The sequence below is a fragment of the Pantoea anthophila genome (assembly GCF_006494375.1).
GTDB lineage: Bacteria > Pseudomonadota > Gammaproteobacteria > Enterobacterales > Enterobacteriaceae > Pantoea > Pantoea anthophila.
In genome coordinates this window covers 163,792-188,730 of the sequence record NZ_VHIZ01000050.1, presented here as the reverse complement: position 1 = coordinate 188,730, position 24,939 = coordinate 163,792, and the positions used below count along the sequence as shown (strand labels likewise).

General features: G+C 56.4%; 27 protein-coding genes and 2 tRNA genes. 12 read left to right on the top strand and 17 right to left on the bottom strand.

The features are described from left to right. Nucleotide 1: 1 nt before the first annotated feature. Nucleotides 2–442: a YccF domain-containing protein gene (locus tag FJW00_RS13125; RefSeq protein ID WP_009091033.1), complete on the bottom strand. Its 441-nt coding sequence runs from the start codon at nucleotides 440–442 to the stop codon at nucleotides 2–4. A 123-nt stretch (nucleotides 443–565) separates the two neighbouring features. Between FJW00_RS13125 and helD the strand changes: the two genes are divergently transcribed. After that, complete coding sequence (helD, locus tag FJW00_RS13120; protein ID WP_140924389.1) at nucleotides 566–2,620, top strand: DNA helicase IV; 2,055 nt, start codon at nucleotides 566–568, stop codon at nucleotides 2,618–2,620. Nucleotide 2,621: 1 nt separating this feature from the next. On the opposite strand, the gene mgsA is transcribed toward helD, so the two are convergent. Together mgsA and FJW00_RS13110 are read right to left on the bottom strand one after the other, a co-directional pair. Further along, entirely contained in the window at nucleotides 2,622–3,080 is a 459-nt protein-coding gene (mgsA, locus tag FJW00_RS13115) for a methylglyoxal synthase (protein WP_009091029.1), read from the bottom strand. 68 nt (nucleotides 3,081–3,148) lie between these two features. Further along, complete coding sequence (locus FJW00_RS13110) at nucleotides 3,149–3,790, bottom strand: YccT family protein (protein WP_140924387.1); 642 nt, start codon at nucleotides 3,788–3,790, stop codon at nucleotides 3,149–3,151. A gap of 176 nt (nucleotides 3,791–3,966) precedes the next feature. Here FJW00_RS13110 and FJW00_RS13105 point away from each other — a divergent pair, with 176 nt between their 5' ends. Beyond that, on the top strand, nucleotides 3,967–4,380 hold the full coding sequence (locus FJW00_RS13105; RefSeq protein WP_009091026.1) for a CoA-binding protein: 414 nt from the start codon (nucleotides 3,967–3,969) through the stop codon (nucleotides 4,378–4,380). A 36-nt stretch (nucleotides 4,381–4,416) separates the two neighbouring features. Here FJW00_RS13105 and hspQ read toward each other — a convergent pair whose 3' ends face one another. Both hspQ and rlmI read right to left on the bottom strand, forming a co-directional pair. Beyond that, nucleotides 4,417–4,734: a heat shock protein HspQ gene (gene hspQ / locus FJW00_RS13100; protein ID WP_009091024.1), complete on the bottom strand. Its 318-nt coding sequence runs from the start codon at nucleotides 4,732–4,734 to the stop codon at nucleotides 4,417–4,419. A 58-nt stretch (nucleotides 4,735–4,792) separates the two neighbouring features. After that, nucleotides 4,793–5,983, bottom strand: a complete 1,191-nt coding sequence (gene rlmI / locus FJW00_RS13095; protein ID WP_009091023.1) for a 23S rRNA (cytosine(1962)-C(5))-methyltransferase RlmI — start codon at nucleotides 5,981–5,983, stop codon at nucleotides 4,793–4,795. Between the two features lie 85 nt (nucleotides 5,984–6,068). On the opposite strand from rlmI, the gene yccX reads away from it, so the two are divergent. Next, nucleotides 6,069–6,347 carry an acylphosphatase gene (gene yccX, locus FJW00_RS13090; protein ID WP_140924385.1) on the top strand — a complete coding sequence of 93 codons (279 nt, stop codon included), beginning with the start codon at nucleotides 6,069–6,071 and terminating at the stop codon, nucleotides 6,345–6,347. On the opposite strand, the gene FJW00_RS13085 is transcribed toward yccX, so the two are convergent. Together FJW00_RS13085 and yccA are read right to left on the bottom strand one after the other, a co-directional pair. Then, nucleotides 6,348–6,674 (bottom strand): TusE/DsrC/DsvC family sulfur relay protein, encoded by a 327-nt coding sequence (locus FJW00_RS13085; RefSeq protein ID WP_009091019.1) that lies wholly within the window; start codon nucleotides 6,672–6,674, stop codon nucleotides 6,348–6,350. Between the two features lie 104 nt (nucleotides 6,675–6,778). Further along, a complete protein-coding gene (gene yccA / locus FJW00_RS13080) occupies nucleotides 6,779–7,432 on the bottom strand; it encodes an FtsH protease modulator YccA (protein ID WP_009091017.1) in 654 nt (217 codons plus the stop codon). A 220-nt stretch (nucleotides 7,433–7,652) separates the two neighbouring features. Between yccA and FJW00_RS13075 the strand changes: the two genes are divergently transcribed. The 3 genes from FJW00_RS13075 to agp all read left to right on the top strand — a co-directional run bounded on the left by FJW00_RS13075 (nucleotide 7,653) and on the right by agp (nucleotide 9,897). After that, nucleotides 7,653–7,740 (top strand) — tRNA-Ser (locus FJW00_RS13075). A gap of 73 nt (nucleotides 7,741–7,813) precedes the next feature. Then, nucleotides 7,814–7,901: transfer RNA gene (locus tag FJW00_RS13070), tRNA-Ser, on the top strand. A 265-nt stretch (nucleotides 7,902–8,166) separates the two neighbouring features. After that, the gene (agp, locus tag FJW00_RS13065; protein ID WP_140924383.1) at nucleotides 8,167–9,897 is read left to right on the top strand and encodes a bifunctional glucose-1-phosphatase/inositol phosphatase; all 1,731 of its coding nucleotides are present in this window, start codon (nucleotides 8,167–8,169) and stop codon (nucleotides 9,895–9,897) included. A gap of 64 nt (nucleotides 9,898–9,961) precedes the next feature. Here the strand turns inward: agp and FJW00_RS13060 are convergent, their stop codons facing one another. The 3 genes from FJW00_RS13060 to wrbA are packed head-to-tail and all read right to left on the bottom strand — an operon-like array spanning nucleotide 9,962 to nucleotide 12,240. After that, nucleotides 9,962–11,335, bottom strand: coding sequence for an NAD-dependent succinate-semialdehyde dehydrogenase (locus tag FJW00_RS13060; RefSeq protein WP_140924381.1), 1,374 nt, complete (start codon nucleotides 11,333–11,335; stop codon nucleotides 9,962–9,964). Between the two features lie 54 nt (nucleotides 11,336–11,389). Next, nucleotides 11,390–11,620 carry a YccJ family protein gene (locus tag FJW00_RS13055; protein WP_009091011.1) on the bottom strand — a complete coding sequence of 77 codons (231 nt, stop codon included), beginning with the start codon at nucleotides 11,618–11,620 and terminating at the stop codon, nucleotides 11,390–11,392. Between the two features lie 20 nt (nucleotides 11,621–11,640). Next, a complete protein-coding gene (gene wrbA / locus FJW00_RS13050) occupies nucleotides 11,641–12,240 on the bottom strand; it encodes an NAD(P)H:quinone oxidoreductase (protein ID WP_009091010.1) in 600 nt (199 codons plus the stop codon). A 301-nt stretch (nucleotides 12,241–12,541) separates the two neighbouring features. Here wrbA and FJW00_RS13045 point away from each other — a divergent pair, with 301 nt between their 5' ends. Continuing rightward, the gene (locus tag FJW00_RS13045) at nucleotides 12,542–12,715 is read left to right on the top strand and encodes a con-10 family general stress protein (protein ID WP_009091008.1); all 174 of its coding nucleotides are present in this window, start codon (nucleotides 12,542–12,544) and stop codon (nucleotides 12,713–12,715) included. Between the two features lie 98 nt (nucleotides 12,716–12,813). Further along, on the top strand, nucleotides 12,814–13,728 hold the full coding sequence (locus FJW00_RS13040) for a DMT family transporter (RefSeq protein ID WP_140924379.1): 915 nt from the start codon (nucleotides 12,814–12,816) through the stop codon (nucleotides 13,726–13,728). Here the strand turns inward: FJW00_RS13040 and rutG are convergent, their stop codons facing one another. The 6 genes from rutG to rutA are packed head-to-tail and all read right to left on the bottom strand — an operon-like array spanning nucleotide 13,729 to nucleotide 18,658. Then, a complete protein-coding gene (rutG, locus tag FJW00_RS13035) occupies nucleotides 13,729–15,054 on the bottom strand; it encodes a pyrimidine utilization transport protein G (RefSeq protein ID WP_058958004.1) in 1,326 nt (441 codons plus the stop codon). It abuts the gene before it with no gap. Between the two features lie 49 nt (nucleotides 15,055–15,103). After that, on the bottom strand, nucleotides 15,104–15,616 hold the full coding sequence (gene rutF, locus FJW00_RS13030) for an NADH-dependent FMN reductase RutF (protein WP_033736345.1): 513 nt from the start codon (nucleotides 15,614–15,616) through the stop codon (nucleotides 15,104–15,106). A gap of 18 nt (nucleotides 15,617–15,634) precedes the next feature. Further along, nucleotides 15,635–16,441 carry a pyrimidine utilization protein D gene (rutD, locus tag FJW00_RS13025; RefSeq protein WP_140924377.1) on the bottom strand — a complete coding sequence of 269 codons (807 nt, stop codon included), beginning with the start codon at nucleotides 16,439–16,441 and terminating at the stop codon, nucleotides 15,635–15,637. Beyond that, nucleotides 16,441–16,836 (bottom strand): pyrimidine utilization protein C, encoded by a 396-nt coding sequence (rutC, locus tag FJW00_RS13020; RefSeq protein ID WP_009090999.1) that lies wholly within the window; start codon nucleotides 16,834–16,836, stop codon nucleotides 16,441–16,443. Before rutC ends, rutD begins: the two co-directional genes overlap by 1 nt. Before the next feature lie 17 nt (nucleotides 16,837–16,853). Then, a complete protein-coding gene (gene rutB, locus FJW00_RS13015) occupies nucleotides 16,854–17,567 on the bottom strand; it encodes a pyrimidine utilization protein B (RefSeq protein WP_140924632.1) in 714 nt (237 codons plus the stop codon). Continuing rightward, nucleotides 17,567–18,658, bottom strand: coding sequence for a pyrimidine utilization protein A (rutA, locus tag FJW00_RS13010; RefSeq protein ID WP_009090995.1), 1,092 nt, complete (start codon nucleotides 18,656–18,658; stop codon nucleotides 17,567–17,569). The genes rutB and rutA overlap by 1 nt, the downstream gene beginning before the upstream one ends. 306 nt (nucleotides 18,659–18,964) lie before the next feature. On the opposite strand from rutA, the gene rutR reads away from it, so the two are divergent. Beyond that, the gene (gene rutR, locus FJW00_RS13005; RefSeq protein ID WP_009090993.1) at nucleotides 18,965–19,600 is read left to right on the top strand and encodes an HTH-type transcriptional regulator RutR; all 636 of its coding nucleotides are present in this window, start codon (nucleotides 18,965–18,967) and stop codon (nucleotides 19,598–19,600) included. A gap of 38 nt (nucleotides 19,601–19,638) precedes the next feature. After that, nucleotides 19,639–20,613: a metal-dependent hydrolase gene (locus tag FJW00_RS13000; RefSeq protein WP_058958002.1), complete on the top strand. Its 975-nt coding sequence runs from the start codon at nucleotides 19,639–19,641 to the stop codon at nucleotides 20,611–20,613. A gap of 44 nt (nucleotides 20,614–20,657) precedes the next feature. Here FJW00_RS13000 and cycA read toward each other — a convergent pair whose 3' ends face one another. Beyond that, nucleotides 20,658–22,058 (bottom strand): D-serine/D-alanine/glycine transporter, encoded by a 1,401-nt coding sequence (gene cycA / locus FJW00_RS12995; protein WP_046101562.1) that lies wholly within the window; start codon nucleotides 22,056–22,058, stop codon nucleotides 20,658–20,660. Between the two features lie 287 nt (nucleotides 22,059–22,345). Here cycA and FJW00_RS12990 point away from each other — a divergent pair, with 287 nt between their 5' ends. Beyond that, nucleotides 22,346–23,041 (top strand): extensin-like domain-containing protein, encoded by a 696-nt coding sequence (locus tag FJW00_RS12990; RefSeq protein ID WP_140924375.1) that lies wholly within the window; start codon nucleotides 22,346–22,348, stop codon nucleotides 23,039–23,041. A 1,166-nt stretch (nucleotides 23,042–24,207) separates the two neighbouring features. Beyond that, nucleotides 24,208–24,930 carry an autoinducer binding domain-containing protein gene (locus FJW00_RS12985; RefSeq protein ID WP_009090985.1) on the top strand — a complete coding sequence of 241 codons (723 nt, stop codon included), beginning with the start codon at nucleotides 24,208–24,210 and terminating at the stop codon, nucleotides 24,928–24,930. Nucleotides 24,931–24,939: the final 9 nt, after the last annotated feature.

The following is a 24,939-nucleotide window of genomic DNA, read 5'->3' as shown; positions in this document are numbered from 1 at the left end:
ATTAATAGCGGCGGGCATTGGCTTCGCGCGCAGCCTGCGCCTCTTCCACTGACACCACCCGGCGTCCAACCGGCCAGAGTGCTATCGCGGCGATCTTGAAGTTAGCCAGCCCGACCGGAATGCCGATGATGCTGATGCACTGAACAATCCCGACAGAGATATGGGAAAGGCAGAGCCACCAGCCGAAGAAAATCAGCCAGAAGATATTCAGAAAGGTTCCGCCGGTGTTCATGATGTGGCTTTTGTTTTCAGGGCGAAGCACATCCACATGCACCGCCTCGTTACCAAATGGCAGCAGCGAGAGTTTGGTAATTTCCCAGCAGGAGCGGGTCAGCGGCAGGGTAAAAATCAGTACAATGCTGATCAGGGTGGCAAACAGCCAGCTCAGGGTGGTGAAAAAACCGCCCAGGACAAAATTGAGAACGTTTAAGACGGTGCGCATGATCTTCTTTTCCTTTTGCATTCCGCAAGATGTGACGCCAAGTTTAGCCTGTTTTAAGGCTGGAGCGCCAAGGGTCTGACAGGTAAACTTCCCCGAATCCTATTCTCTGACGTGAGTGTCGGCGTGGAACTGAAAGCAACTTCGATGGGCAAACGACTTGCCCGGCATCCCTATAATCGTGTCCGTCTGATGGCAGCGGGCGTCGAAGTCAGTGGCGATAAGCATGAGTACCTGATCCCTTTTAATCAGTTGCTGGATATCGCCTGCAAACGCGGCGTGGTGTGGGGCGAACTTGAATTTTTGCTGGCTGATGAAAAAGTGGTGCGGCTGCATGGCACGGAATGGCAGGAAACGCAGCGCTTTTATCACTATCTGCTGCAGGCCTGGCAGAGCTGGAGCCTGGAGATGAGTGCGGTGTGCCGCGACGTGCTGCAGACCCTGCGTGATGACATTGAGGCATTCAGTGCGCAGGATCGCTGGCTGAACCGGCATGAACTGCAGGCGCTGAAAAACACCATTATTCAGCAGTTCGATGCGTTGCCGCTGCCGCTCTCCCGCCTAAAGGATTTTGCTGACTGTCGTGAAAACCAGGCTTTCTGTCAGCGCTGGCTGGAGCAGGGCGAGGCGGCCCTGCGGCAGCGAAACCGTGACTGGACCGCCGCAATGCTGACCCGTTACCGGGCATTCTTCGACACGGTCGAGAGTACGCCTCTCAATCAATCGCAATGCGAGGCGGTAGTCAACGGCGAAAATTCTCTGCTGGTGCTGGCGGGCGCCGGGAGCGGTAAAACCTCCGTGCTGGTGGCGCGTGCGGGCTGGTTAATGCAGCGCAATCTCGCCAGCGCCGAGCAAATTCTGCTGCTGGCCTTTGGCCGACAGGCTGCAGAAGAGATGAACGCCCGTATCCAGTCGCGACTGTCAGCCAGTGACATTCAGGCGCGAACCTTCCATTCTTTGGCCCTGCATATTATTCGTGAAGGCAGCAACAAACAGCCGGTCATCAGCAAGCTGGAGAGCGATGCCGATGCACGTCGTGCACTGCTGATTCAGGAATGGCGGCAGCAGTGTCATGAAAAAAAGGCCCAGGCCAACGGCTGGCGCCAATGGCTGCGTGACGAGCTGGAGTGGGAGGTGCCGGAGGGGCCATTCTGGGAGGATGACAAACTGGCTAAGCGCCTGGCGTCCCGGCTCGAACGCTGGCTGGGTCTGATGCGCATGCATGGCGGCGCGCAGGCCGCGATGATCGCAGAAGTGCCTGAAGAGATGCGCGATCTGTTCAGCAAACGTATCAGGCTGATGGCTCCCCTGCTGAAAGCGTGGAAGAGTGCGTTAAAAGAGGAGGGCGCGGTCGATTTTTCGGGGCTGATTCATCAGGCGATTGCTCTGCTGGAAAAAGGGCGCTTTATCAGCCCCTGGAAACACATTCTTGTGGATGAGTTTCAGGATATCTCACCGCAGCGCGCCGCCTTGCTCAGCGCTTTACGCCAGCAGAACAGGCGCACCGCCCTGTTTGCCGTTGGCGATGACTGGCAGGCCATCTACCGCTTCAGCGGTGCAGAGATGACGCTGACGACGGCGTTTCATCACTACTTTGGTGAGGGTGACCGTTGTGTGCTGGATACCACTTACCGCTTTAACGATCGCATCGGCGACATTGCGAACCGTTTTATCCAGCAGAATCCGCAGCAGCTGGCGAAGCCGCTTAACAGCATCACCAAAGGGAATAAAAAGTCGATTTCACTGCTGGCGGACGATCAGCTGGAGCCGTTGCTGAATAAACTCAGCGGCTATGTAAAGCCTGATGAGCGCATCCTGCTGCTGGCGCGCTATCACTACCTGCGACCGGATGTGCTGGACAAAGCCAAAACCCGCTGGCCGAAACTCAATCTGGAATTTATGACCATCCATGCCAGTAAAGGCCAGCAGGCGGACTACGTCATTCTGCTGGGGTTGCAGCAGGGCAAAGAGGGCTTTCCGGCAAACGTGCGCGAATCGATTATCGAACAGGGCCTGTTACCGCAGCCGGAAGCGTTCCCGGATGCAGAAGAGCGCCGCCTGGCCTACGTCGCCCTGACACGGGCGCGCCAGCAGGTTTTTCTGCTGTTTGATAAAAGCGCGCCGTCACCTTTTGTCGGGCACTTCCGTGAGCTGGGTGTACCGGTGTTGCGTAAAGCCTGAGTTACTTCAGCCGTCCAGCCAGATAGCGCGCATAGTCAGGGATCATGATCTCGCTGCTTTGTGCAAACAGCGGCGACTGAATAATAAAATCTGCGGTGGAGCGATTGGTGGCGACCGGGATATTCCATACGGTTGCCAGACGCAGCAGCGCTTTGACATCGGGATCGTGGGGTACCGCATTGAGCGGGTCCCAGAAAAAGATCAGCGCATCTATCTTTCCTTCTGAAATCAGCGCGCCTACCTGCTGGTCGCCGCCCATCGGGCCGCTCAGCATGGCCGTGACATTCAGGCCGGTGTCACGGTTGATCAGATTCCCGGTGGTGCCGGTCGCATAGAGGATATGGGATTCCAGTGCAGGCTGATTCTGTTTAACCCACTCAAGCAGAGCGGCTTTGCAATGGTCATGGGCGACCAGTGCGATATGTTTTTGTTTGCCAAGGGTACGGGTAGTCTGCTCCACAAACGTCTCCATTCAGGGTCATGCGGAAAAAGCGATAGCGCGAGTTTACCTCTGCGCTTTCAGCGCTTTCAACTGGTGCGCAGCATTTTGACCAGCGTCAGAAACTGCTGACGCGTCGCTTCGTCAAAGCGCTGAAACCAGCGGTGAAGTGAGGGATGCTCCGCCTCAATCGTCCAGTCGAGATCGGCGGTCAGACTGACCGCAGAAGGCGTCTCAGAGGCCGAATGGGCAAAACGAGGCACAGAGGCTATCTGACCGGTGCGATTGTAGTTCACCATCGCTTTTTCCATGTCGACAGCGGGCGCGGCAGGCAGACGATCGCGCAGGGTGGTGATTTCGTTCCCTTTCTCATCCACCAGCAGAAAATTCAGGCTGCGATCGAAGTGATAGCGCTCGCGTTTTGTCTCCAGCGCAGGCAGCCGGATGGTAATGGTTTTAGCCACGGCAGTGAAGGTGACGATCATCGGCACCGATTGATAGGCGAGGGTGCTCTCTTTCTGACCTTTTCGTTGCTGCTCTACCCGAAACAGAAACTGATGCTGACCCCGGTCCAGCTCTAAACTGTCTGCGCCCTTGAGGAGCGAGCCTGAAATCTTACGGCCATCCAGCACCAGCAGATCGATTTGCGGATCGAGCTTTAACGTGATGGCAGAACAGGACGCCGAAACGAGGAGAGCGACCCACCCCATTACAGCCAGCGACAGCTTCATTTCAACTCCGGTAACTGATGACACACAGGATTATGTGTAGCAAATTCTTACATTATGGCAGTGAGTTTACATTTAAACATATTTAATCGTGCGCTGGCTCAATTAATTACGTCACTGACTTAACCGTTCGGGGGTGTGCCCATCTACACTCAACTCTGGCCTGAAAGGAGATAACGATGAACGACCAGACAATTCGCGAGGTGCTGACCCGCACCCAACGCATCGCCTTAGTCGGGGCAAGCGATCGCCCTGAGCGTCCCAGCTACGGCGTGATGAAATATTTGCTTGATCAGGGGTATGACGTGATTCCGGTCAGCCCGAAGCTGGCGGGCAAGACGCTGCTGGGGCAGCAGGCGTATGCCAGCCTGGCAGATGTTCCGGGCCATATCGATATGGTGGATGTATTTCGCAATTCTGAAGCCGCGTGGGGCGTCGCCCAGGAGGCGATTGCAGTGGGCGCAAAAACCCTATGGCTGCAGCTGGGTGTGATTAATGAGCAGGCGGCCGTGCTGGCACAGGATGCGGGTATGACGGTGATTATGGATCGCTGTCCGAAGATTGAGATTCCGCGGCTGGGGATCACGCGCTGAGAAGAGATGTGTGGCGGCAGAGGGTGCCGCCACAGATTAATGTCGCAGATGAGGCGCCTGAAGCTGCTGACGCACTGAGGCCGCCAGTTCATCCATTGAGGGCTGCTCAGGGTGTTCAACGCTGGTTTCGCCCGAAAGCTGAATCTCAGCAACATAGGTATGCACCTGATCGCCTTCTTCATCTTCCATCACGACATGATACCAGGGTGCCGAACGCATCTTCTCTTCCGCGCCAACCTCTTCAATTTTAGGCTCATCTAACGAGTACTCAGGATCGACATCAACAATAACGCCCAGTACGCCGGACAAACGATGACGAACCTGCTGACCAATACCAAATTTACTGGCAATCATAGTGACCTCCGAAAAAAAGCTCTCTTTCCAATATGGGGGCAGGAGCCAATTTTTCAAGTCACATGACGCGGCAGGCGAAACCTTTCAGGTAGAGTCCCTCCGGGTAACTGGCGATCACCGGATGATCCGCTGCCTGACGGAACTGTTCAATAAACTGCACCTCGCGGCCGGCATCCAGTGCGGCATCGGCAATGATCTTCTGGAACAGTTCGGTGGCCATCAGACCGGAACAGGAGAAGGTCAGCAGAACGCCACCGGGATTCAGCAACTGAATGGCGAGCATGTTGATATCTTTATAGCCGCGACAGGCGCCCATCAGCTGACTTTTGTTTTCGACGAACTTCGGCGGATCCATAATGATCAGATCAAATTTCTCCCCACTGTCACGATAGCGACGCAGCAGTTTGAAGACATCATCACGCTCAAAGCGCGCGCGGGAGAGGTCGAGTTCATTCAGTTCGACGTTCTGACGTGCCACATCCAGCGCTTCCTGCGAAGTATCAACGCTGATCACCTCTTTACAGCCGCCCATCAATGCCGAGACGGCGAATCCACCGGTATAGGAGAAGCAGTTAAGTACGCGGGCATCCTGAGCGTAACGGCGGGTGGCGAGACGGCTGTCTCGCTGATCGAGGTAGTAGCCGGTTTTATGGCCGCCCTGGATATCAACCAGCAGCTTCATGCCATGCTCAGTAATCGGCAGCAGAGGTGGCGGCAGTTCGCCGGTAATCGTGCCCTGCGTCAGTTCCAGCCCCTCTTTCTTCCGCACGGCGACGTCGGATCGGTCATAGACAGCACAGCCGGGGAAACATTGCTGCAGGGCAGTAATGATCGCCGCACGCTGATATTCGGCTCCAGCGGAGAGCAGCTGTAGAACAAAAAAATTGCCAAAGCGATCAATGGTGACGCCCGGTAAACCATCAGATTCACCGGCGATCAGACGATAGCTGTCCAGACCGTCGCGCGCTGCCAGCCATGTGCGCCACTGCTGCGCCTGCTCAAAACGGCGCACAAAGAAGGCGATATCGATGGATTCATCGGCCTGCCAGCTCCAGACACGGGCGCGAATCTGTGACTGAGGAGAATAGGCGGCGCGCGCCAGCCATTTGCCGTTACTGTCACACACGTCAATGGTTTCACCCAGTTGCGCTTTACCTTCCAGACGCGCGACAGCGCCTGAAAAGACCCAGGGATGGCGACGGAGCAGGGACTTTTCACGTCCCTTTGCGAGAATCAATCTGACTGTCATAGTTTGCTATGCTTACCTGAAAAAATGAGGTGCCATTGTCCGGTGGATAACGGGAAATTGCAACGAACAGCAGCAGGAGGGCAGTATGTCAGCAGCCTGTTTTAAAGCATGGGTTTATGGCCGCGTGCAGGGCGTCGCATTCCGTTACAGCACCCAGGCCGAAGCCCGCGCGCTGGGCGTGCTGGGCTATGCGCGTAACCTGGAGGATGGCAGTGTCGAAGTGCTGGCCTGGGGCGAGGCGGAAAAGGTCGGGGCCCTCATCGACTGGCTCAAAGCGGGCGGGCCACGCAGCGCGCGGGTAGACAGTGTACGGGTGGAGCCGCACCAGCCGTCATCAACCCCACGCGGCTTTACGACCGGATAGTCAGAGACATTTGGCCGGTTTGGGCAGGCCTGCGATTTTCGTCGCCTGCTTAGCCGGCCCGTCAGGGAAAAGACGAAACAGATAGCGGCTGTTGCCTTTCTCTTCTCCATACTTCTTCGCCATCGCCTTCACCAGCATTCGTACGGCGGGGGAGGTGTTAAATTCCAGATAGAAGGCGCGTACAAAATGGACGACCTCCCAATGGGCGTCGGTCAGCGTAAGGCCTTCCTGCGCGGCAATATGTTCAGCCAGCGCTGCACTCCAGTCGCTGGGATTTTTCAGATAGCCTTCGGCATCGACGGCGATTTCGTTACCGTTAAAATTCACGTGACTTCCTCTCTGTAAATGACGGCGCAGTGTAGCAAACTGGCGTAACAGTAAAAGCAAAAACCCCGCCGGAGCGGGGTTTTCAACGCTGATGCACGTGTCTGTCAGTTGCTGCGGGCAAAACCGAGCAGGCTCAGCAGGCTGACAAAGATGTTATAGAGTGAAACATAGAGGCTGACCGTGGCCCGGATATAGTTTGTTTCTCCGCCGTGGATGATATTGCTGGTTTCCCACAAAATCGCGCCGGCTGAAAAGAGAATGAACAGGGCGCTGATAGCCAGATGCAGAGCAGGTAACTGCAGGAAGAGGTTAGCCACTACCGCGACCAGCAGCACCACAAAGCCCGCCATCATCATTCCGCCAAGGAAGGACATATCACGGCGGGTCGTCAGCACATACGCGGAACAGCAGAAGAAGACCAGCGCCGTTCCACCCAGCGCCAGCGCGATCACATCCCCCATCCCTGCGGTCAGGAAAGAACTCAGGATCGGACCCAGGCAGTAACCCAGGAAGCCGGTGAAGGCAAAGGCGGCCAGGATGCCCATCGGGCTGTTAGCCAGACGGTAGGTTAAAAACATCAGACCATAGAAGCCGACCAGCATCAGGATCAGACCGGGAGCGGGTAACGCCAGCAGGGTGCTGGCTGTGGCCGTCACGGCTGAGAAAGCCAGGGTTAATCCCAGCAGAAAATAGGTATTGCGCAGAACTTTGTGCGTTGAGAGCAGTGAGGACTGCGATGAGGTGACAATTCTTTCCATGTTGCGCTCCTTTAAGCAGAACACTAGATATGAGCCGAGAATACGCAGGCCATTAAAGAGGGAAAAGCCGTTTTACCCTTCTTTACGCGCTAATCTGCTAATTGTTTGAGCAGGGTGGTGATTTTGACAGCGAAAAAACAGGAAATGGCTGTTTTTCATGCGAACAGTCAGATACAGGCTTTACATCGATAATCGGGATGTTTATAGTGCGCGTCATTGCGGAGGGGTGGCCGAGCGGCTTAAGGCAGCGGTCTTGAAAACCGCCGATGGGAAACCATCCGAGAGTTCGAATCTCTCCTCCTCCGCCACTTTATCTGCCTCGGGCAATAAAGTGGCAAAATGTCAGCTGATTATTTTGCCAATGCAGTACTGTTTCAAAACGGAGGGGTGGCCGAGTGGCTTAAGGCAGCGGTCTTGAAAACCGCCGATGGGAAACCATCCGAGAGTTCGAATCTCTCCTCCTCCGCCAGATTTTACAGGCCAGCACTGAGTGCTGGCCTGTTTCGTTTCTGCCTTCCTCTGTTCTTCTGCCATGCCGAAAAGGCGCACTGAGCCGCATCCGGCTTTGCATTCATCTCTCTTTATCCTCTCTGCTATAGTCTACTCACCGTTTTTGCAAACATCTGGCGCTTTTCTGAGGCGAGCTGAGTTACACTAGGGATTACATCGCTCTGAGGCGAGCTAATCGGTTGATAGCCAGAGTGTTTCTTTACTGAATGAATGGAATAGGCACAATGATCAAGAAACTGAGTCTTTGCGCATTGTCAGTGCTCGCAGCATTGCCGGTCGGAACCGTCGCGCTGGCGGCTGAAGGTGATATGCAGCTGCAGCAGGTCCTGATGCTAAGCCGTCACAATCTGCGTGCGCCGCTGGCCGATAACGGCAGCGTGCTGGAGCAGTCCACCAAAAAAAGCTGGCCACAGTGGGACGTTCCTGGCGGTCAGCTGACCACCAAAGGTGGCGTGCTGGAAATCTACATGGGTAATTATACCCGTCAGTGGCTGGCCCAGCAGGGACTGGCGAAGAACGGCAGCTGTCCTGACAGCAATAATGTCTTTGTCTATGCCAACAGCCTGCAGCGTACCGTTGCGACCGCCCAGTTCTTTGTCAATGGCGCTTTCCCGGGCTGTGACATCGCGGTCACGCATCAGGATGCGATGGGCACCATGGATCCTATCTTTAATCCGGTCATCACGGATGGCAGCGAAGCCTTCAACAAGAAAGCGCTGGCCGCGATGGCTGCCGAAAATGAAAAACTCTCGCTGAAGCCTGCTTTCCAGCGTCTTGAGAAGATTGTTGACTATAAATCTTCGCCTGCCTGTAACAATAAAAAGCAGTGCGATCTGAGCAGCGGTCAGAACACCTTCAGCGCGGAAAATGGCAAAGAGCCGAATGTCAGTGGCCCGCTGAAAGTGGGTAACTCGCTGATGGATGCGTTCACCCTGCAATATTATGAAGGTTTCCCGCTGGAGCAGGTGGCGTGGGGACAGATCAAGACGCCTGAACAGTGGAAAGAGCTGTCGGCCATTAAAAATGGCTATCAGGACGCGCTGTTTACCAGTCCGGATATCTCGCGCGAAGTAGCGGCCCCGCTGGTGGATTACATCCGCAGTCAGCTGGTCGATCAGGATAAAGCCAGCGCACCAGCTATTACGCTGATGGTGGGGCACGATTCAAACATTGCCTCGCTGCTGAGCGCGTTGCAGGTGAAGCCGTATGAGCTGCCTGATACCTGGGAAAAAACGCCGATTGGCGGTCAGGTTGTCTTTGAACGCTGGCACGACGCAAAGAATGACAAAGACCTGCTCAAAGTCGAATATGTCTATCAGAGTGCCGATCAGCTGCGCAATGCGGACGTGCTGAGTCTGAAAAACCCGCCGAAACGTGTGACGCTGCAACTGGCGGGCTGCCCGACGGATGCTAACGGCTATTGCAGCTGGGATCAGTTCTCTCAGGCGCTGAACGCGGCGCTGCAGGGCACGCCAATGCAGCCAGCCGCTGCACCACAGCCAGCCGCCGCGACGCCATCTGATGACGACAGTGCGAAAGCCGCTGCGACGCAGGATGCTGCCGCTGACAAAGCGGAAGCCGATAAGGCGACCGCAGACAAAGCGCAGTCGGATGCGGATAAGGCTGCCGCAGATAAAGCCGCCGCCGACAAAGCCGCAGCGGAGAAGGCCAGAGCGGAGAAAGCTGCCGCCGACAAAGCCGCAGCAGAGAAGGCCCGAGCGGAGAAAGCTGCCGCTGACAAAGCCGCAGCGGAGAAGGCTAAAGCGGATAAAGCTGCCGCTGATAAAGCGGCGGCTGAGAAGGCCAAAGCGGAGAACGCGGCTGCTGCCAAAGCGGATGACGCAGCGGCGAAATCAGCCGGTGACAACGCCACGGCTGACAAGGCTGATACTGCAACACCGTCTGCCAGCGCGCAGAACGATAAAACAAAGTCAGCGGCTGAAGCGACACCGTAATATCCCTATCCTGCTGACAATAAAAAACCCCGTCGAGACGGGGTTTTTTTATACCTGCGGCAGCCTATCCCGCCACAACAACCAGTTTCTGGTTAGCAAACTCTTTGATGCCCAGATCGGAAAGTTCACGACCATAGCCGGAACGTTTCACGCCGCCAAAAGGCAGCTCTGCGGAGGTGTCGCTCTGCGAGTTAATAAACACCATGCCGGTTTCAATGGCAGAAGCGAGCCTGCGGCCACGGGCAATATCCCGCGTCCAGACGGAGCCGCCAAGACCATAGTGAGAGTCGTTGGCCAGCGCTACCGCGGCCTGGTCGTCTGCCACCACATAGACCTGTGCCACCGGGCCAAAGAACTCCTGATAGTAAGCCGGATTATCGGGTGTGATGCCGGTCAGAATCGTGGGCTGGTAATAACAGCCCACGCCGTCAACGGCTTTACCGCCGGTCAGCAGTTTTGCGCCGCTGGCAACAGCTTCATCAACCTGTTTAACCAGACGGTCGCGTGCATCTGCCGAGGAAAGCGGACCCAGCGTGGTCTTCTCATCCAGCGGATCACCCAGCGTCGCCGCGCTCAGCGCCGCGCTGAACTGGCTGATAAAGCGATCGGCAATTTTCTCATGCAGAATAAACCGTTTTGCCGCCGTACAGACCTGACCGCAGTTGCTCAGGCGCGCCTGCACACCCTGACGCACGGCTTCATCAAGATTGGCATCATCCAGTACGACAAAGACGTCGTTGCCGCCCAGCTCCAGCGTCGATTTCTTCAGGTGCTTACCGGCCTGTTCGGCCACGGCACTACCGGCGCGCTCGGAACCGGTCAGGGCAACCCCCTGAACCCGATCGTCAGCAATCAGATCCGCGACCTGTTCCGTAGAGATAAACAGGTTCGTCCAGGCTCCTTCAGGCGCACCTGCTTCGCGAACCAGTTTTTCAAAGACATCGGCACAGTGCGGTACGATATTGGCATGTTTTGCCAGCACCGGGTTACCCAGCGCGAGGTTAGGCGCCAGCACGCGCATCAGCTGATAGTAGGGGAAGTTCCACGGCTCAACGGCCACCAGAACACCAATCGGGTGATACTCAACCCAGGCTTCGCCCAGCTCACTGTGGTAGGTGTGCGGCTGCAGGATGCGCTCAGCATTCTCAGCGTAGTAGCGGGCAATCTGCGAGCAGATTTTGACTTCGCCCCGGCTCTGACCAATCAGTTTACCCATCTCTTTACTGGCGATGGTGGCGAGTTCTTCCGCACGGCTATCAATCAGGTCAGCCAGCTTTTTCAGTACCTGCAGGCGCGGCTGAATGTCCCCTTTGCTCCAGGAGGAGTGGAACAGCTGGTCGGCGACTTTCAGGGCATGGCTGACGGCGGCATCATCATGGGATGGCCAGCTCTTCAGCAACTGGTTGTTGGCGGGATTAATGCTTTGATAGGAAGACATAGCGTTCTCCTTGGTGAGCGAAAAAATTGAGGGCGGGAAGATCCCGCCCCTGAATCAGACGTTTTTACGTTCTACGGGTTTGTCATCCCAGGTCAGGAGATCTTTATCGGTTTTTTCAAAGGCGCGAATCAGTACATCGTCACTGCCCTGCTGACGCCAGATCTCTTCTGCCAGTCTCTCATCGTAATCAGCCACTTCGAAAATGGCCTCAGCAATTTCAGGGGAGGTATGACGCAGACTGGCCCATTCGCCAACGTGATGTGCTTTTGATTGTTCAGTAGACATACTTTTCTCCTTTGATTAAATCAGTCCTGCAGTTTAGTGGTCAGGCTGGCAACATGTTCGCCCTGAAAACGGGCGATGTTCAGCTCCGCTTCCGTGGGCTGACGTGAGCCATCCCCGCCTGCCAGGGTGGTCGCACCATAAGGTGTTCCGCCGCGCACCTGAGAGATATCAAACAACTCTTTGGTGCCATAGCCGATGGGCACGATCACCATGCCGTGATGCGCCAGGGTGGTCCAGACCGAGGTAATGGTCTGTTCCTGACCGCCGCCGGTGCCGGTTGAGGTGAAGACGCTGGCGACCTTGCCAAACAGGGCACCTGATGCCCACAGGCCGCCGGTGCGATCCCAGAAGGTGCGCATCTGACCGGACATGTTGCCGAAGCGGGTCGGGGTGCCGACGATAATGGCGTCATACTGCGGCAGCACATCCGGCGTCGCCTCTGCCGCCAGCTGATCGGTTTTGCCGCCCACCTCCGCAAAGCGACTGGCCTCCATCGTTTCTGGTACCCGCAGGATATCCACTTCCGCGCCGGGAACCCGACGAGCGCCTTCAGCAACCGCGTTCGCCATCGTTTCGATATGTCCGTACATTGAGTAATAAAGCACCAGAATCTTAGCCATTGATCTCTCCAGGTGGTTTAGACGTCCAGAAAAAGTATAGAAGAGCTTTCGTTTTACGCAGGGGAGGGAAGGAATGGGCGGGTTTAGCTGTGTAATAATTCCGCAGCTAATCGGTTGTAAGCCAGAGGAATGTTCGTTATTTAGTCAAATCGGTGGTGAATAGTCTGTTGCTAAATGTGACTGTGCGCGGGATGAAAGCAGAATCTGGCTATTCTTTAACCATGGGTTGAATCCAGGCCCCGGGCCGTCAGCTCTCGACTTTCTCATTCTTATTTATCGCACTACGCGACAGGAGCACATCATGACAACACATCGTGGCGGTTCAGGTAATTTTGCTGAAAACCGTGAACGTGCCGCAGAAGCGGGACGCAAAGGGGGCAAAAACAGCGGCGGTAATTTTAAAAACGATCCGCAGCGTGCCGCGCGTGCCGGCGAAAAGGGCGGACGCAGCAGTCCGAAGAAAACGGACGCTTAATCCCCTGATAGCCGCCGGTAAGATCCGGCGGTTAACGTCGTTGCTTTTCCCCCTCGCTCTCCTCCACAATGTTGTCCGAATCTTTTATCAGGTGAATTATGTCGGACACTCTCCGCGGCTTATCCCTGCGCCTGACGCGGCAGGAGCTGGTGTTAATCTTTATAACTATGATCTGGGGCGGGACCTTTCTGGTGGTGCATCGGGCGATGCAGCACTCGGGACCCTTCTTTTTCGTCGGTCTGCGTTTTGCCACCGCCGCACTGCTGCTGGCGCTCTTTTTCCGGCGCTATCTCAAAGGAATAACCTGGCTGGAAGTGAAAGCCGGGACGCTGATTGGCCTGTCGATTGCCGGCGGTTACGGTCTGCAGACCTGGGGAATGCAGACCATCTCCAGCAGTCAGTCCGCGTTTCTCACTGCGCTCTACGTGCCGGTGGTGCCGCTGCTGCAATGGCTGTTTTTACGACGTCCGCCGGGCATCATGTCATGGCTGGGGATTGTGCTGGCCTTCACCGGTCTGCTGCTGGTGGCGGGGCCGCAGGATGGCCGTATCAGCCTGAATGCCGGGGAGATAGCCACCCTGTTCAGTACGCTGGCGATTGCCGCTGAGATTATCTTAATCAGCCGCTTTGCCAGTCGGGTCGATGTGCGTCGCGTGACGATGATCCAGCTCGCGGTGGCGTCGCTGTGCGCCTTTGCGCTGATGATCCCCAATGGGGAGACGGTACCTGTGATTTCCATGCCGCTGCTGTTCAGTGCGCTGGGACTGGGCGCCGCCAGCGCACTGATTCAGGTCACGATGAACTGGGCGCAGCGCAGCGTGTCACCCACGCGTGCCACGGTTATTTACGCCGGTGAGCCGGTCTGGGCGGGTGTGGTCGGACGTATCGCCGGTGAGCGACTGCCTGCACTGGCGCTGGTAGGTGGGGCGCTGATTGTCTGTGGCGTGATTGTCAGTGAACTGCGGCTGAAACGAAAGAAAGCGGTGCAGCCTGCTGCCACACCGCTGGAGTAGTTAACCCTGCTGACGCGCCAGCTTATCCTGCTGCATGGCGCGGTTACGGCGCAGAATGGCATTGAGGATAATCGCCCCAAAGGTCGCCGTGCCGATGCCGCCCAGCGTGAATGAACCGATTTTAAGCGCAAAGTCACCTGCGCCAAGGACCAGCGTCGTCGCCACCATGATCAGGTTACTGTTCTGGCCTAAATCGACCTGATTCTGTACCCAGATGCGCGCGCCCGCCACCGCAATCAGTCCGAAGACCACAATCGAGGCACCGCCGATCACCGGCGCCGGAATGGTGTGGATTAGCGCACCGAACTTCGGCGAGAAACCGGCCAGGATCGCGATGACCGCCGCAGCAACAAATGCCAGCGTCGAGTAGACCTTGGTCACTGCCATCACCCCGATGTTTTCCGCATAGGTGGTCACCCCGCTGCCGCCGATTGAACCGGAGAGCATCGTGGCAAGACCATCGCCCACAAAGGCGCGTCCCATATACGGGTCGAGGTTGCGTCCGGTCATGCCCGCTACCGCTTTCAGGTGGCCGAGGTTCTCCGCCACCAGGATAATGGCGACGGGGGCGATTAATACCATCGCATGCAGATCGAAGGTCGGCGAGGTGGTATGCGGCAGACCAAACCACGCCGCCTGTGACAGCGCCGTAAAATCCACCGGCTTGCCCAGTCCCAGAACGTTAGTCAGCAGGGCATAGATCGCCCACGCCAGAATCAGCCCCACCAGAATCAGCAGGCGCTGAACCATTCCGCGGGTAAAGACAGCCACCAGGCCAATACATAACACGGTCATCACCGCGATCCAGCTGTCGAAGGCGGAGGCGGAGACGCTGTGCACCGCAATCGGCGCCAGATTCAGCCCGATAGCCATCACCACGGCTCCGGTCACCACGGGCGGCATCAGATTCTCAATCCAGCGGGTGCCGGATTTCATTACCACCACGCCTATCAGCGTATAGAGCAGGCCGCAGGCGATGACGCCACCCAGCGCCACGCTGAGGTTGGGGTTCAGTCCCTGACCGCTGAAACCGGTCACCGCAATCACAACGCCCACAAACGCGGCGCTCGACCCGAGATAGCTGGGCACGCGACCGCCGGTAATAAAGAAGAACAGCAGGGTCCCTATTCCGGAGACCAGAATCGCCAGATTGGGATCCAGTCCCATCAGCAGCGGCATCAGCACCGTTGCGCCAAACATCGCCACCGCGTGCTGTAAACCCAGCACCAGCGTCTGCCCCGCAGGCAGTGTCTCATCCGGGGCGATAATACCGTTTTCTGTTAAAGCCGACTTCTTTTGCCATTGCGGAAACCAGGATCGTGCCATCGTCTACTCCAGAGCGTTATGAATGCCGGTGGGTTTCAGGGAAGGGTTATCAGGCTTCCTGCCGCATCAGGGGATGGTATCCCCGGTCAAACCAGGCCAGGCCGTGAGAATCGTCGTTGCGCACCACGGCCAGGACTTCACAGAACAGGGTGTCATGGGTGCCGACGCTGACAATCTGAGTGATCCGGCAGTCAAAGGAGGCGACCGCGCCGCTCAGCACCGGCGAGCCGGTAACGGCCGTCGACCACTCTGCAGCCACAAACCGCTCAGCCATCGGGGTTTTACCACCAAACAGCGTGGAGAGCGCTTCATGGCCCGCCGCCAGGGTGTTGACGCAGAGCTGCATGTTTTCGCGGAACACCGGATAAACCGAGGCCGAACGGTTCAGGCAGACCAGCAGTGTAGGGGGCGCATCCGTGACACTGCACACCGCAGAGGCGGTGAAGCCTGCGCGTCCGGCAGGACCTTCCGTGGTAATGATGTTGACCGCCGCGCCCAGGCGCGACATCGCATGACGAAAGGCCGTTTTGTCAACGGCAGGGGTAAGGGTATCCAGGCTCATAATCTTCTCCGCAAAAGCTTAGACGACGCGCTGCAGGGGCTGCACGTCATCGGTCTGATCCAGCCACTGCAGCAGCCGGGCATTAAAGGTTTCGGCGTCGGTGACGCTCATGGCGTGTCCGCCCCAGGCCATTCTCTGCTCCGTGGCGTTGGGCAGTGCGGCAGCCAGCACGGATGAGCAGCTCCACGGCACCAGCAGGTCATCTTCACTGGCGATCACCAGCACCGGTTGCGGGATTGCGGCTACCCGGGCGCTGAAATCTGCGCTCATCAGGGCGTGCAGCCGGCGCATCAGGTTTTCCATGCCCTGAAAATGGGCGACATGATGACTGTCCTCCTGCTCAAGCCGCGTCTGATGCTGCGCCATCCATTCTGCCGGATAGAGAAACAGCGGCTGAGCACGGACAAAGGCCTCCACGCCGACGTTCAGCAGCAGATCCTGGCGCACCTGAAAGCAGCGGCGGGTATGGGGATGCAGCGACAGCCAGCCGTTGATCACCACGATCCGCTCGATCCGCTCCGGGTAATCCAGCGCCAGCTGCATCCCCAGCAGGCCACCCAGCGCATGACCAATCAGGCTGAAGCGCAGGATGCCGTGCTGCGCCAGCGCATCGGCCAGCTCCGCCGCCATCATCGCCATGCTGTAGCCCTCCGGCAGCGTGTCAGCACTGCGTCCGGTGCCGCGCTGGTCATAACAGACCACCCGATAGCGTGTCGTCAGCGCCGCCAGCTGTGGCTGCCAGAAACCGGCTACGCCGCCCAGCCCGGAGGAGAGCACCAGCGTCGGTGCATCGGGATTTTGCAGGCCCAGAATATCCAGCTGCATCAGACCTCCGGCTTGCCAATGTGGGCCACGCTGGCGATCTCAATCAGCGCATCCGGTTTGACCAGCCCGCACTGAATACAGAATCGGGCGGGTTTATCGCCGGGAAAGTAGTCGGCGTAGACCTGGTTCACCGCACCATAGTTTGCCCAGTCGGTGATAAAAATAGAGTTGAAGGTGACATCCGCCATCGTGCCACCCGCGGTTTCAATCACCTTTTTAATGGTTTCCAGTACGTGGCGGGTCTGCGCGGCGGCATCCCCGACATGCACCACGTTGTTGTCAGCATCAAACGGCAGCGTGCCCGAAACATAGACCACGCCATCTGCCAGCGTGCCAGGGACAAACGGGGCGATGGGCGTCGTGGTACCCGGCGGAACAATGATACTTTTTGGCATAGCGTCATCCTCGGTGATCAGGGGGCTTTCAGGCTTTCGCAGAAGGTCTCGACATCCGATACCCAGCCAAAAAAGGTTTCGATATTGAACAGCGCCGCCTGCTGGGCAAATGGCGGGCCTGCCTGGTAGGTTGCGTCTTCCAGCACCACGCCGAAGTACTCCAGAAAGAAGCCGTCGCGCAGCGTCGATTCCACACAGACGTTGGTGGCAATGCCGGTAAAGATCAGATGACGAATGCCGCGACTGCGCAGCATGCTGTCGAGCGGCGTGTTATAGAAGCCGCTGTAGCGCGATTTAGGCAGCACAATGTCCCCGGGCTGCGGCACCAGTTCATCCACCAGTGCGTAATCCCAGCCGCCTTTAGAAAGCAGCGTGCCCTGCAGTTCAGGTCGTTTGCGCATGGTTTTCAGCGCATTAGATTTGTGGAAGTTGGGCGAACCGGCATCACCGGCTTCAACATAGTCACTGTCCCAGCCGTTCTGGAACCAGATAATCTGCACGCCTGCGGCACGCGCCGCCGTCACTGCCTGATGAATCTTCGCTATCACCGGTTGCGTGGCGGAAACATCAAAGCCCGCCAGGTCAAGATAACCCCCTTCAGTGGCGTAGGCGTTCTGCATATCGACCACGATCAGCGCACTCTGACCGGGTGGAAAAGCAATCGGCTCTGGCCGGGCTGGCAGTTCGACCTGAGTCACGTCAGGCGTGTGAGCGCAGTAAACGGTATTCATCATGCCACCTCCTTCTGTGCATCCAGCAGGGCGCTGCGACAGCGCATCAGCGGCTGGATGTGCTGTCCGAAGTTCTCGATTCCTTCCAGGAAATCATCAAAGGTCAGCAGCACGCCGTGGGTGCCTTCAACCTGAGCCACTTCATCCAGCATCCGCGCCACGCTGGCCCAGGAGCCGACCAGGGTACCCATATTGATGTTGACGGCAGAGGTGGGGTCGGCCATCTGGCGCACGTTGGTGTCGCTGCCCGATTTGGTATCCTGCTGACTCTGGGTGGTCAGCCAGGAGAGCGCCTCTTCATCGGCACCGGCTTTATAGTGTTCCCACTTCGCCCGCGCTTCCTCATCGGTTTCCGCGGCAATGATCATGAACAGGACGTAGGAGCCGACGTCGCGACCGGCTTTCTCCGCCGCCTGTTTCATGCGAATCGAGGTTGAGCTGAACGCGGCAGGGGTGTTTACCCCTTTACCAAAGCAGAAGTTGTAATCGGCATACTGTGCGGAGAAGGCCATACCGGCGTCGCTCTGACCGGCGCAGATGACCTTCATCGGGCGCTGCGGCTGCGGACTGACGCGACAGTCGTTCATGGTGAAGAATTCACCTTTAAAGTCCGATTTTCCGGTGCCCCACAGGTCGCGCAGCACGGTAACGTATTCGGTCAGATAGGCGTAGCGGCTGCTGAAGTACTCATCGCCAGGCCACATACCCATCTGTTCATATTCCGGTTTCTGCCAGCCGGTGACCAGGTTGACGCCGAAACGGCCGCCAGAGATGGAGTCAATGGTGGACGCCATGCGCGCCACAATGGCCGGTGGCAGCGTCAGGGTGGCGGCAGTGGCATAAATTTCAATACGTGAGGTGACGGCTGCCAGACCAGCCATCAGGGTGAATGACTCCAGGTTATGATCCCAGAATTCTGTTTTTCCGCCGAAGCCGCGCAGTTTGATCATCGAAAGCGCAAAGTCGAAATGGTAATGCTCTGCTTTCAGTACGATTGCCTTATTGAGTTCAAAGGTTGGCATGTACTGCGGTGCATTGGAGGAGATCAGCCAGCCATTGTTACCAATCGGAATAAAGACGCCTATCTTCATGTGAAACCTCGTTGCGATGGGGGAAAGGTGTTTCACGCGCGGCACTGCATCCTGCCTCATCCCTGTGGGCTGCGCTCAGTCACAATTTTGCAAACCCTGTGCCACAATTTTTAATTGTTTATATAACAATGGGTTAAAATGAAGAGGAAAAATAAAAGTGGAGTGACTGGTCCATTTCAGACCGTTTGGTCAAAATTCGCTGCACGTTTTCCATGCAGGCTGAGCAAAAAAGGTGCAGCACGCTGGTTAGGCAGCCAGAGATCCCTTTGCTATGATGCGATGACACCTGACGGATGAGGTAAGGCAGTGAAAACCGATGAAAAAAAGCCAACGCGTCGTTCACGCGCGGTGGCGGCAAAGCGAGCGGCGATACTGGATGCGGCGCTGACCCTGTTCTCGCAGTTTGGTATTCATGGCACCAGCCTCGATAAGGTGGCCGAACTGGCAGACGTTTCCAAAACCAATCTGCTCTACTATTTTCCCTCGAAAGAGGCGCTCTATGTGGCGGTGCTGAAACAGATTCTGGATGTCTGGCTGGCGCCGCTGCGCGCGCTGGCACACGATCAGGATCCGCTGATGGCCATCCGGCGCTATATCCGGCTGAAGCTGGAGGTGTCGCGCGATCATCCTCAGGCCTCCCGGCTGTTCTGCCTGGAGATGCTGCAGGGCGCACCGCTGCTGAAAGGGGAGCTGGCGGGCGACCTCAAGCAACTGGTGGATGATAAGGCGGCGATAATTGAGCGCTGGATTGATGAAGGGCGTCTGGCTGGCGTCCAGCCGCAGCATCTGATCTTTATGCTCTGGGCCACAACGCAGCACTATGCCGATTTCGCCACGCAGGTGGAGGCGGTGACCGGACAGACCCTCAGCGACGCCGCGTTCTTTGAGCAGACTGTTGAGAACGTTCAGCGCATGATCATTGAAGGCATTCGCGTACGCTGATTCCGGCCAGGTTCACGGTTCGGTAACGGAGTTAATCTATGGATTCTGTTTCGCAGTGGGTACTGGGCGCCTCCGTCAGCGTCGCGGTGATGGGGCGTCGGGTTCCGATCTGGCAGGCGGCACTGGTTGGGGGTGTCTGCGGCACCCTGCCCGATCTGGATGTCTTTATCGATCATGGCGATGCAATACGCAACATGACGCTGCATCGCACTGAAAGTCATGCGCTGCTCTGGCTCACGCTGATCTCCCCGCTGGTTGCCTGGCTGGTGGCGGGGCTATGTCGTCAACGGGTGGCATGGCGGGCGTGGTGGCCCGCCATCTGGCTGGCACTGATCACGCACCCGCTGCTCGACCTGATGACGGTGTATGGCACCCAGCTTGGCCTGCCGCTCACCGACTTTCCCTATGCGATTGGCAGCATCTACATTATCGATCCCCTCTATACACTGCCGCTGCTGGTGGGGCTGGCTGTGGCGCTCTGGCGTGGCGGCGAACGGGGGCTGCGCGGCAACCGGCTGGGATTAACGCTGAGCTCGCTTTATCTGGTCTGGAGCGTGGTGATTCAGGGCGTGGCAGGCTGGCAGATCCGGCAGTCGCTGACCGGGCAGGGGATACCGACCGATAAGGTTCTGGTGACGCCAACGGCGTTCAATACGCTGGTCTGGCGCAGCGTGATCCTGACCGGCGACCGTTATGGCGAAGCTTACTGGTCGTTACTGTCGCCTTCGCGACCGCTACAGGTGACGTGGTATCCGCGTCATCCCGAACTTTACAAAGGGTTTCGTGGCAGCTGGTATGCAGAACGCGTCGCCTGGTTCAGCCACGGTTTTTATGCCCTGCGTGAGCAAGATGGGCAGACGACGATAGCTGACCTGCGTATGGGCGAAGGGGAAAACTATACCTTTACCTTTGGTCTCGGCACGCCTCAGCAGCCCGATCCCCGGCCGCAGCGCTTACCTTCTGAACGGCCTTCGTTGTCCGCCAGCTTTTCTGCGCTGGGCGAACGCCTGTAAAAAAGCCCGGTCATCTGACCGGGCTTCCTCTCTGACAGGCAGAACTAGCGACTGCGTGAGCCGCGATGACGCAGCCACCAGCCCACACCCAGCAGGGCGAACCAGAGTGGCGTCACCATCAGCGCCTGGCGCGTATCATCCTGCAGGGTCAGCAGCACCAGCACAAAGGCAAAGAAGGCCATGCAGACCCAGCACATCAGCTTGCCCAGCGGCATCTTAAAGCCGGATTCCGCATGACGCTGCGGATGCTTTTTGCGATAGGCCAGATAGCTGCACAGGATGATAGTCCAGACAAACATAAACAGAATCGCCGAGACGGTGGTTACCAGGGTGAAGACCGTCATCACATCCGGGATCAGGTAGATTAACGCCACGCCCGCCAGCAGGCAGAAGCAGGAGAAAAACAGACCGGTGGTCGGGACGGCGCGGGCTGAGAGCCGGCCAAAGGCGCGGCTGGCAACCCCCTGCTGTGACAGACCATAGAGCATCCGGCTGGTGGAGAAGATGCCGCTGTTCGCGGAGGAGGCAGCTGAGGTCAGCACCACAAAGTTGACGATACTCGCGGCAGCGGGCAGGCCAATCAGGACAAACATCTCAACAAACGGGCTGCGATCGGCCATCACCTGGGTCCATGGCGTCACCGCCATAATGACCATCAACGCCAGCACATAAAACATAATGACCCGCAGCGGGATGGCATTAATCGCGCGTGGCAGGACTTTATGCGGATCGTGAGTCTCTGCCGCCGCCGTGCCAACCAGTTCAATCCCGACAAAAGCGAACACCGCAATCTGGAATCCGGCAAAGAAGCCGCTGAGCCCTTTCGGGAACAGTCCGCCATGATCCCAGATGTTGCTCAGTGCCGCCGTACCGCCGCCCGGAGAGGGGTAGTGGATGGAGACCAGCACAATGCCCGTCACGATCAGCGCGACAATGGCGACGATTTTAATAATCGCAAACCAGAACTCCATCTCGCCGAACAGCTTGACGGTCGCAATGTTGAGTGCCAGAAAGACCACCACGCAGAGCAGGGCGCTCATCCAGATCGAGAAGCCCGGAAACCAGAGCTGGAAATAGGCGCTGATGGCCACCACGTCAGCGATGCCGGTGACCACCCAACAGAACCAGTAGGTCCAGCCGGTAAAGTAGCCTGCCCAGGGGCCGAGCAGATCCGCGGCAAAGTCGCTGAACGATTTATACTCCAGATTGGAGAGCAGCAGTTCTCCCATCGCGCGCATGACAAAGAACAGCATAAAGCCGATGATCATATAGACGAAAATGATCGAGGGGCCGGCCAGGCTGATGGTTTTACCTGAACCCATAAACAGGCCGGTTCCGATCGCGCCGCCGATGGCGATCAGCTGAATGTGTCGGTTGTGCAGGTTGCGCCGTAGCTTGTCAGGGCCTTCCTGCGTCAAGGGGGCATCTTTAGATTGATCGACCATAGAATACTCTTTCCTGTCTTGATGTTGTGTCAGCTCTGCTGGCTGATAATGAATAGCCTTACCCGAAGGGCTGGTCGGCATAAGATAGAGGAAGTCACCCCAAAGCCGGTAACAGTTTTTTACCTGATGTGACACCGGCCATGGTCAGCCAGAGCAATCGTTGCGCATTCTGGTTAATCGTGCGTCAGCCAGGGTAAGGATTCATCACGTTATGTCAGTTGCACAGCGCAGCGTGAATCTGGCTTCTACACTTTTTGTTTGCTAATCATCATGCTGCGAGAGGGGTTATGCGCACGCTTATCCTGTTTTTGCTGTTAATCGCGCTGGGCTGGATGAGTCTGCCATGGCTGAAGCAGCATCTGCCACCGCAGTTCAATCCCTTTACCCCGCTCGCCGTTACCGATCCTCCGGGCTGGATGACCCGGATTAAGATGAAACGGCTGGCCAGCGATCCCGATGCCTGCCTTGCCGTGATGCGCCGCGCTCAGCAGGCCGGGTGGGTGACGTTCAGCGAACGACCGGCAGTGTCGGGCAACTGTCCCCTCAGCGACCCGCTGCGCATTCAGCGATTTGGTCCGGTGAGCCTCAGCAGCAGCTTTCTGGCGAGCTGTCCGATGGCGGTTGCCAGTACGATGTATGCCCTGCGCAGTCGTCAACAGACCGCCAGGGATATGCAGAGTCCACTGGTACGGATTACGCATGTTGGCAGCTACGCCTGCCGTAACATTTATCATCGCGCGCAGGGGCGATTGAGTGAACATGCCACCGCCGATGCCTGGGATGTGACCGGCTTCCAGCTGGCGGATGGTCAGCGGCTTGAGGTCAGTCGTCACTGGCAGCAGCCCGGGCAAAAATCGGCCATGCTGCATACCTTGTGGCGGGGGGGATGTGAGGTGTTTGGCAATGCGCTGGGCCCGGATTACAACACGGCACACGCTTCACATTTTCATCTGGGGATGCGGGGCGCGGGCTATTGCCGGTAAATCATCAGTCAGGACTAATACCATCTTTGATTAATAATTGATCGGCTATCTGTAAAAATTCAGTCCAGTTATCTGCTGGAATCTGGCACCGGCCGCTAATCATTCATTCGCTGACAGAACAACATTAAGGCATTTGATTTTAGTGCCATCTATTTAAAGAGTAAAACTGTCCGCCGAATAAATGCGCTATTCCCTTTTTTCTCTTCTCTCATCAAATTCTCGTCACTGAGCGACAGAATGAAAATATTTCACCATGCAGACAGCCGAATTAAGTGAAATGAGAAGGGAAAATTAACAGATGCGCTGGGACGCCATCTCTGTTTTTTTTACAGGCAGGATTATTTTTCAGATAGTTTAACCCGGTGACTACCTTTAATGTCATTCTGCTGACTAAACTACGATAAAGGGTGAGCCTGCTATTGAAACAGCCGCTTCGCTTTTAACGGGATCGAAATCAGGCTGAAGAGATAAGTGAGGCTTATCAGGAAGCGGTTTTTGCCTGACCTTTTCTTTTGCAGGCTGTCAGGATGATAAACAGCAAAAAGCCGCCGGATGGCAGAAGAAAATAGAGGGTGGTCAGGAGCCGCGGGTTAACTTAAGCAACAGAACTGGCGCAGGTCTGCAGAAAAACGCAGCACAACATTTGCGCTCCTGAGCCCGCAGCGGCAGGCCAGCGAGCCTCTCCGCCTGCCTCGCCGCGTTTCCCAGCGGCTGGATGATCCGGCAGCCAGCTGCATGCCGGAGAGGTTTAAAAACGCCGATCTTATTTCCTGATGAGAAATATGTTGGCGGTTCCTGGGGAGGCAGCGTTAATCGAATTGAATTAACGTCTTGTTTACTCATTATTTACTCAATAAGCAGTAGCGCTATTTATTATTTCCGCTCCATTTGCAAATTTGCGATAAAGTGTCACCAGGTGACAGGCATTGAAATCCTATAAGAAAAATCTTATTCTTAGGGTGTGATTGAAAATGGCGTGACTGACCTCACATTGCCCGGACAGGGACACGTTTTCACTCCGCCATGACGATGAAAGGTAAAAGGCGCTTCATCAGGCAACGGATTCATCTCTGACGATATATTCATTTTTTCTGAAAAATTTAAACTCTCTGATGAGTCTGATTGAATAGCATCGGAAGGGCGGGTGAAAATAATGCTGAGGCAATATGAGTAGTGAAAATTATTTCGCCTGGCGAAGCAGTGTGAAAGAACAATTTCAGGCATTAACGACCTCATCTGAATTGAAGGCGTTATTGCAACATTTTACGGAATCATTAGGCTTCGATTATTTTGCTTTTTTGATTCAGCACCCGGTGCCATTTACCCGACCGCGCATTCATTTATACAGCACCTATCCCACATTATGGGTTAAGCGATATGAGAAGCAGAATTATTACGCGGTGGACCCGGTGCTCAGCTTGTGTCAGCGACCCGGGAGGGGGATGGCATGGACGGAGGCGCAGTTTGCTGACGCAGGCAACCTGTGGCGGGAGTCGCGGGAATATGGGCTTCAGAGCGGTTTTTCTTGCTCTGCAATGGCACCAAATCGCGTCATTGGTATATTATCTATATCGTCCCAACAGCCCATTTCTGTCCAGCTCTGCCATGCTGAGCTGGAGGTGAAACTCCACCTTTTAGCGGAACTAAGCCTGGATACGCTGGAACGCTTTAGCGATGATGCGATGATGGTACTGAAAAATGCGTTAAGTCAGCGCGAGCTGGAAATTCTGAAATGGACAGCCGAAGGAAAAACGGCGGTCGAGATTTCACTTATTTTATCCATCTCTGAACATACCGTTAACTTTCATCAAAAAAATATGCAAAAGCGTTTCAATGTTTCCAATAAAACGCAGATTGCCTGTTATGCAGCCGCAATCGGACTGATTTGAACATCAACA

Bases quoted from the DNA above. Each gene is read 5' to 3' on its own strand.
- FJW00_RS13125 (WP_009091033.1), bottom strand. From the start codon at position 442: ATGCGCACCGTCTTAAACGTTCTCAATTTTGTCCTGGGCGGTTTTTTC.
- FJW00_RS13110 (WP_140924387.1), bottom strand. From the start codon at position 3,790: ATGAAGCTGTCGCTGGCTGTAATGGGGTGGGTCGCTCTCCTCGTTTCG.
- FJW00_RS13105 (WP_009091026.1), top strand. From the start codon at position 3,967: ATGAACGACCAGACAATTCGCGAGGTGCTGACCCGCACCCAACGCATC.
- hspQ (WP_009091024.1), bottom strand. From the start codon at position 4,734: ATGATTGCCAGTAAATTTGGTATTGGTCAGCAGGTTCGTCATCGTTTG.
- rlmI (WP_009091023.1), bottom strand. From the start codon at position 5,983: ATGACAGTCAGATTGATTCTCGCAAAGGGACGTGAAAAGTCCCTGCTC.
- yccX (WP_140924385.1), top strand. From the start codon at position 6,069: ATGTCAGCAGCCTGTTTTAAAGCATGGGTTTATGGCCGCGTGCAGGGC.
- yccA (WP_009091017.1), bottom strand. From the start codon at position 7,432: ATGGAAAGAATTGTCACCTCATCGCAGTCCTCACTGCTCTCAACGCAC.
- agp (WP_140924383.1), top strand. From the start codon at position 8,167: ATGATCAAGAAACTGAGTCTTTGCGCATTGTCAGTGCTCGCAGCATTG.
- FJW00_RS13060 (WP_140924381.1), bottom strand. From the start codon at position 11,335: ATGTCTTCCTATCAAAGCATTAATCCCGCCAACAACCAGTTGCTGAAG.
- FJW00_RS13055 (WP_009091011.1), bottom strand. From the start codon at position 11,620: ATGTCTACTGAACAATCAAAAGCACATCACGTTGGCGAATGGGCCAGT.
- wrbA (WP_009091010.1), bottom strand. From the start codon at position 12,240: ATGGCTAAGATTCTGGTGCTTTATTACTCAATGTACGGACATATCGAA.
- FJW00_RS13045 (WP_009091008.1), top strand. From the start codon at position 12,542: ATGACAACACATCGTGGCGGTTCAGGTAATTTTGCTGAAAACCGTGAA.
- FJW00_RS13040 (WP_140924379.1), top strand. From the start codon at position 12,814: ATGTCGGACACTCTCCGCGGCTTATCCCTGCGCCTGACGCGGCAGGAG.
- rutG (WP_058958004.1), bottom strand. From the start codon at position 15,054: ATGGCACGATCCTGGTTTCCGCAATGGCAAAAGAAGTCGGCTTTAACA.
- rutF (WP_033736345.1), bottom strand. From the start codon at position 15,616: ATGAGCCTGGATACCCTTACCCCTGCCGTTGACAAAACGGCCTTTCGT.
- rutD (WP_140924377.1), bottom strand. From the start codon at position 16,441: ATGCAGCTGGATATTCTGGGCCTGCAAAATCCCGATGCACCGACGCTG.
- rutC (WP_009090999.1), bottom strand. From the start codon at position 16,836: ATGCCAAAAAGTATCATTGTTCCGCCGGGTACCACGACGCCCATCGCC.
- rutB (WP_140924632.1), bottom strand. From the start codon at position 17,567: ATGAATACCGTTTACTGCGCTCACACGCCTGACGTGACTCAGGTCGAA.
- rutA (WP_009090995.1), bottom strand. From the start codon at position 18,658: ATGAAGATAGGCGTCTTTATTCCGATTGGTAACAATGGCTGGCTGATC.
- FJW00_RS13000 (WP_058958002.1), top strand. From the start codon at position 19,639: ATGGATTCTGTTTCGCAGTGGGTACTGGGCGCCTCCGTCAGCGTCGCG.
- cycA (WP_046101562.1), bottom strand. From the start codon at position 22,058: ATGGTCGATCAATCTAAAGATGCCCCCTTGACGCAGGAAGGCCCTGAC.
- FJW00_RS12990 (WP_140924375.1), top strand. From the start codon at position 22,346: ATGCGCACGCTTATCCTGTTTTTGCTGTTAATCGCGCTGGGCTGGATG.
- FJW00_RS12985 (WP_009090985.1), top strand. From the start codon at position 24,208: ATGAGTAGTGAAAATTATTTCGCCTGGCGAAGCAGTGTGAAAGAACAA.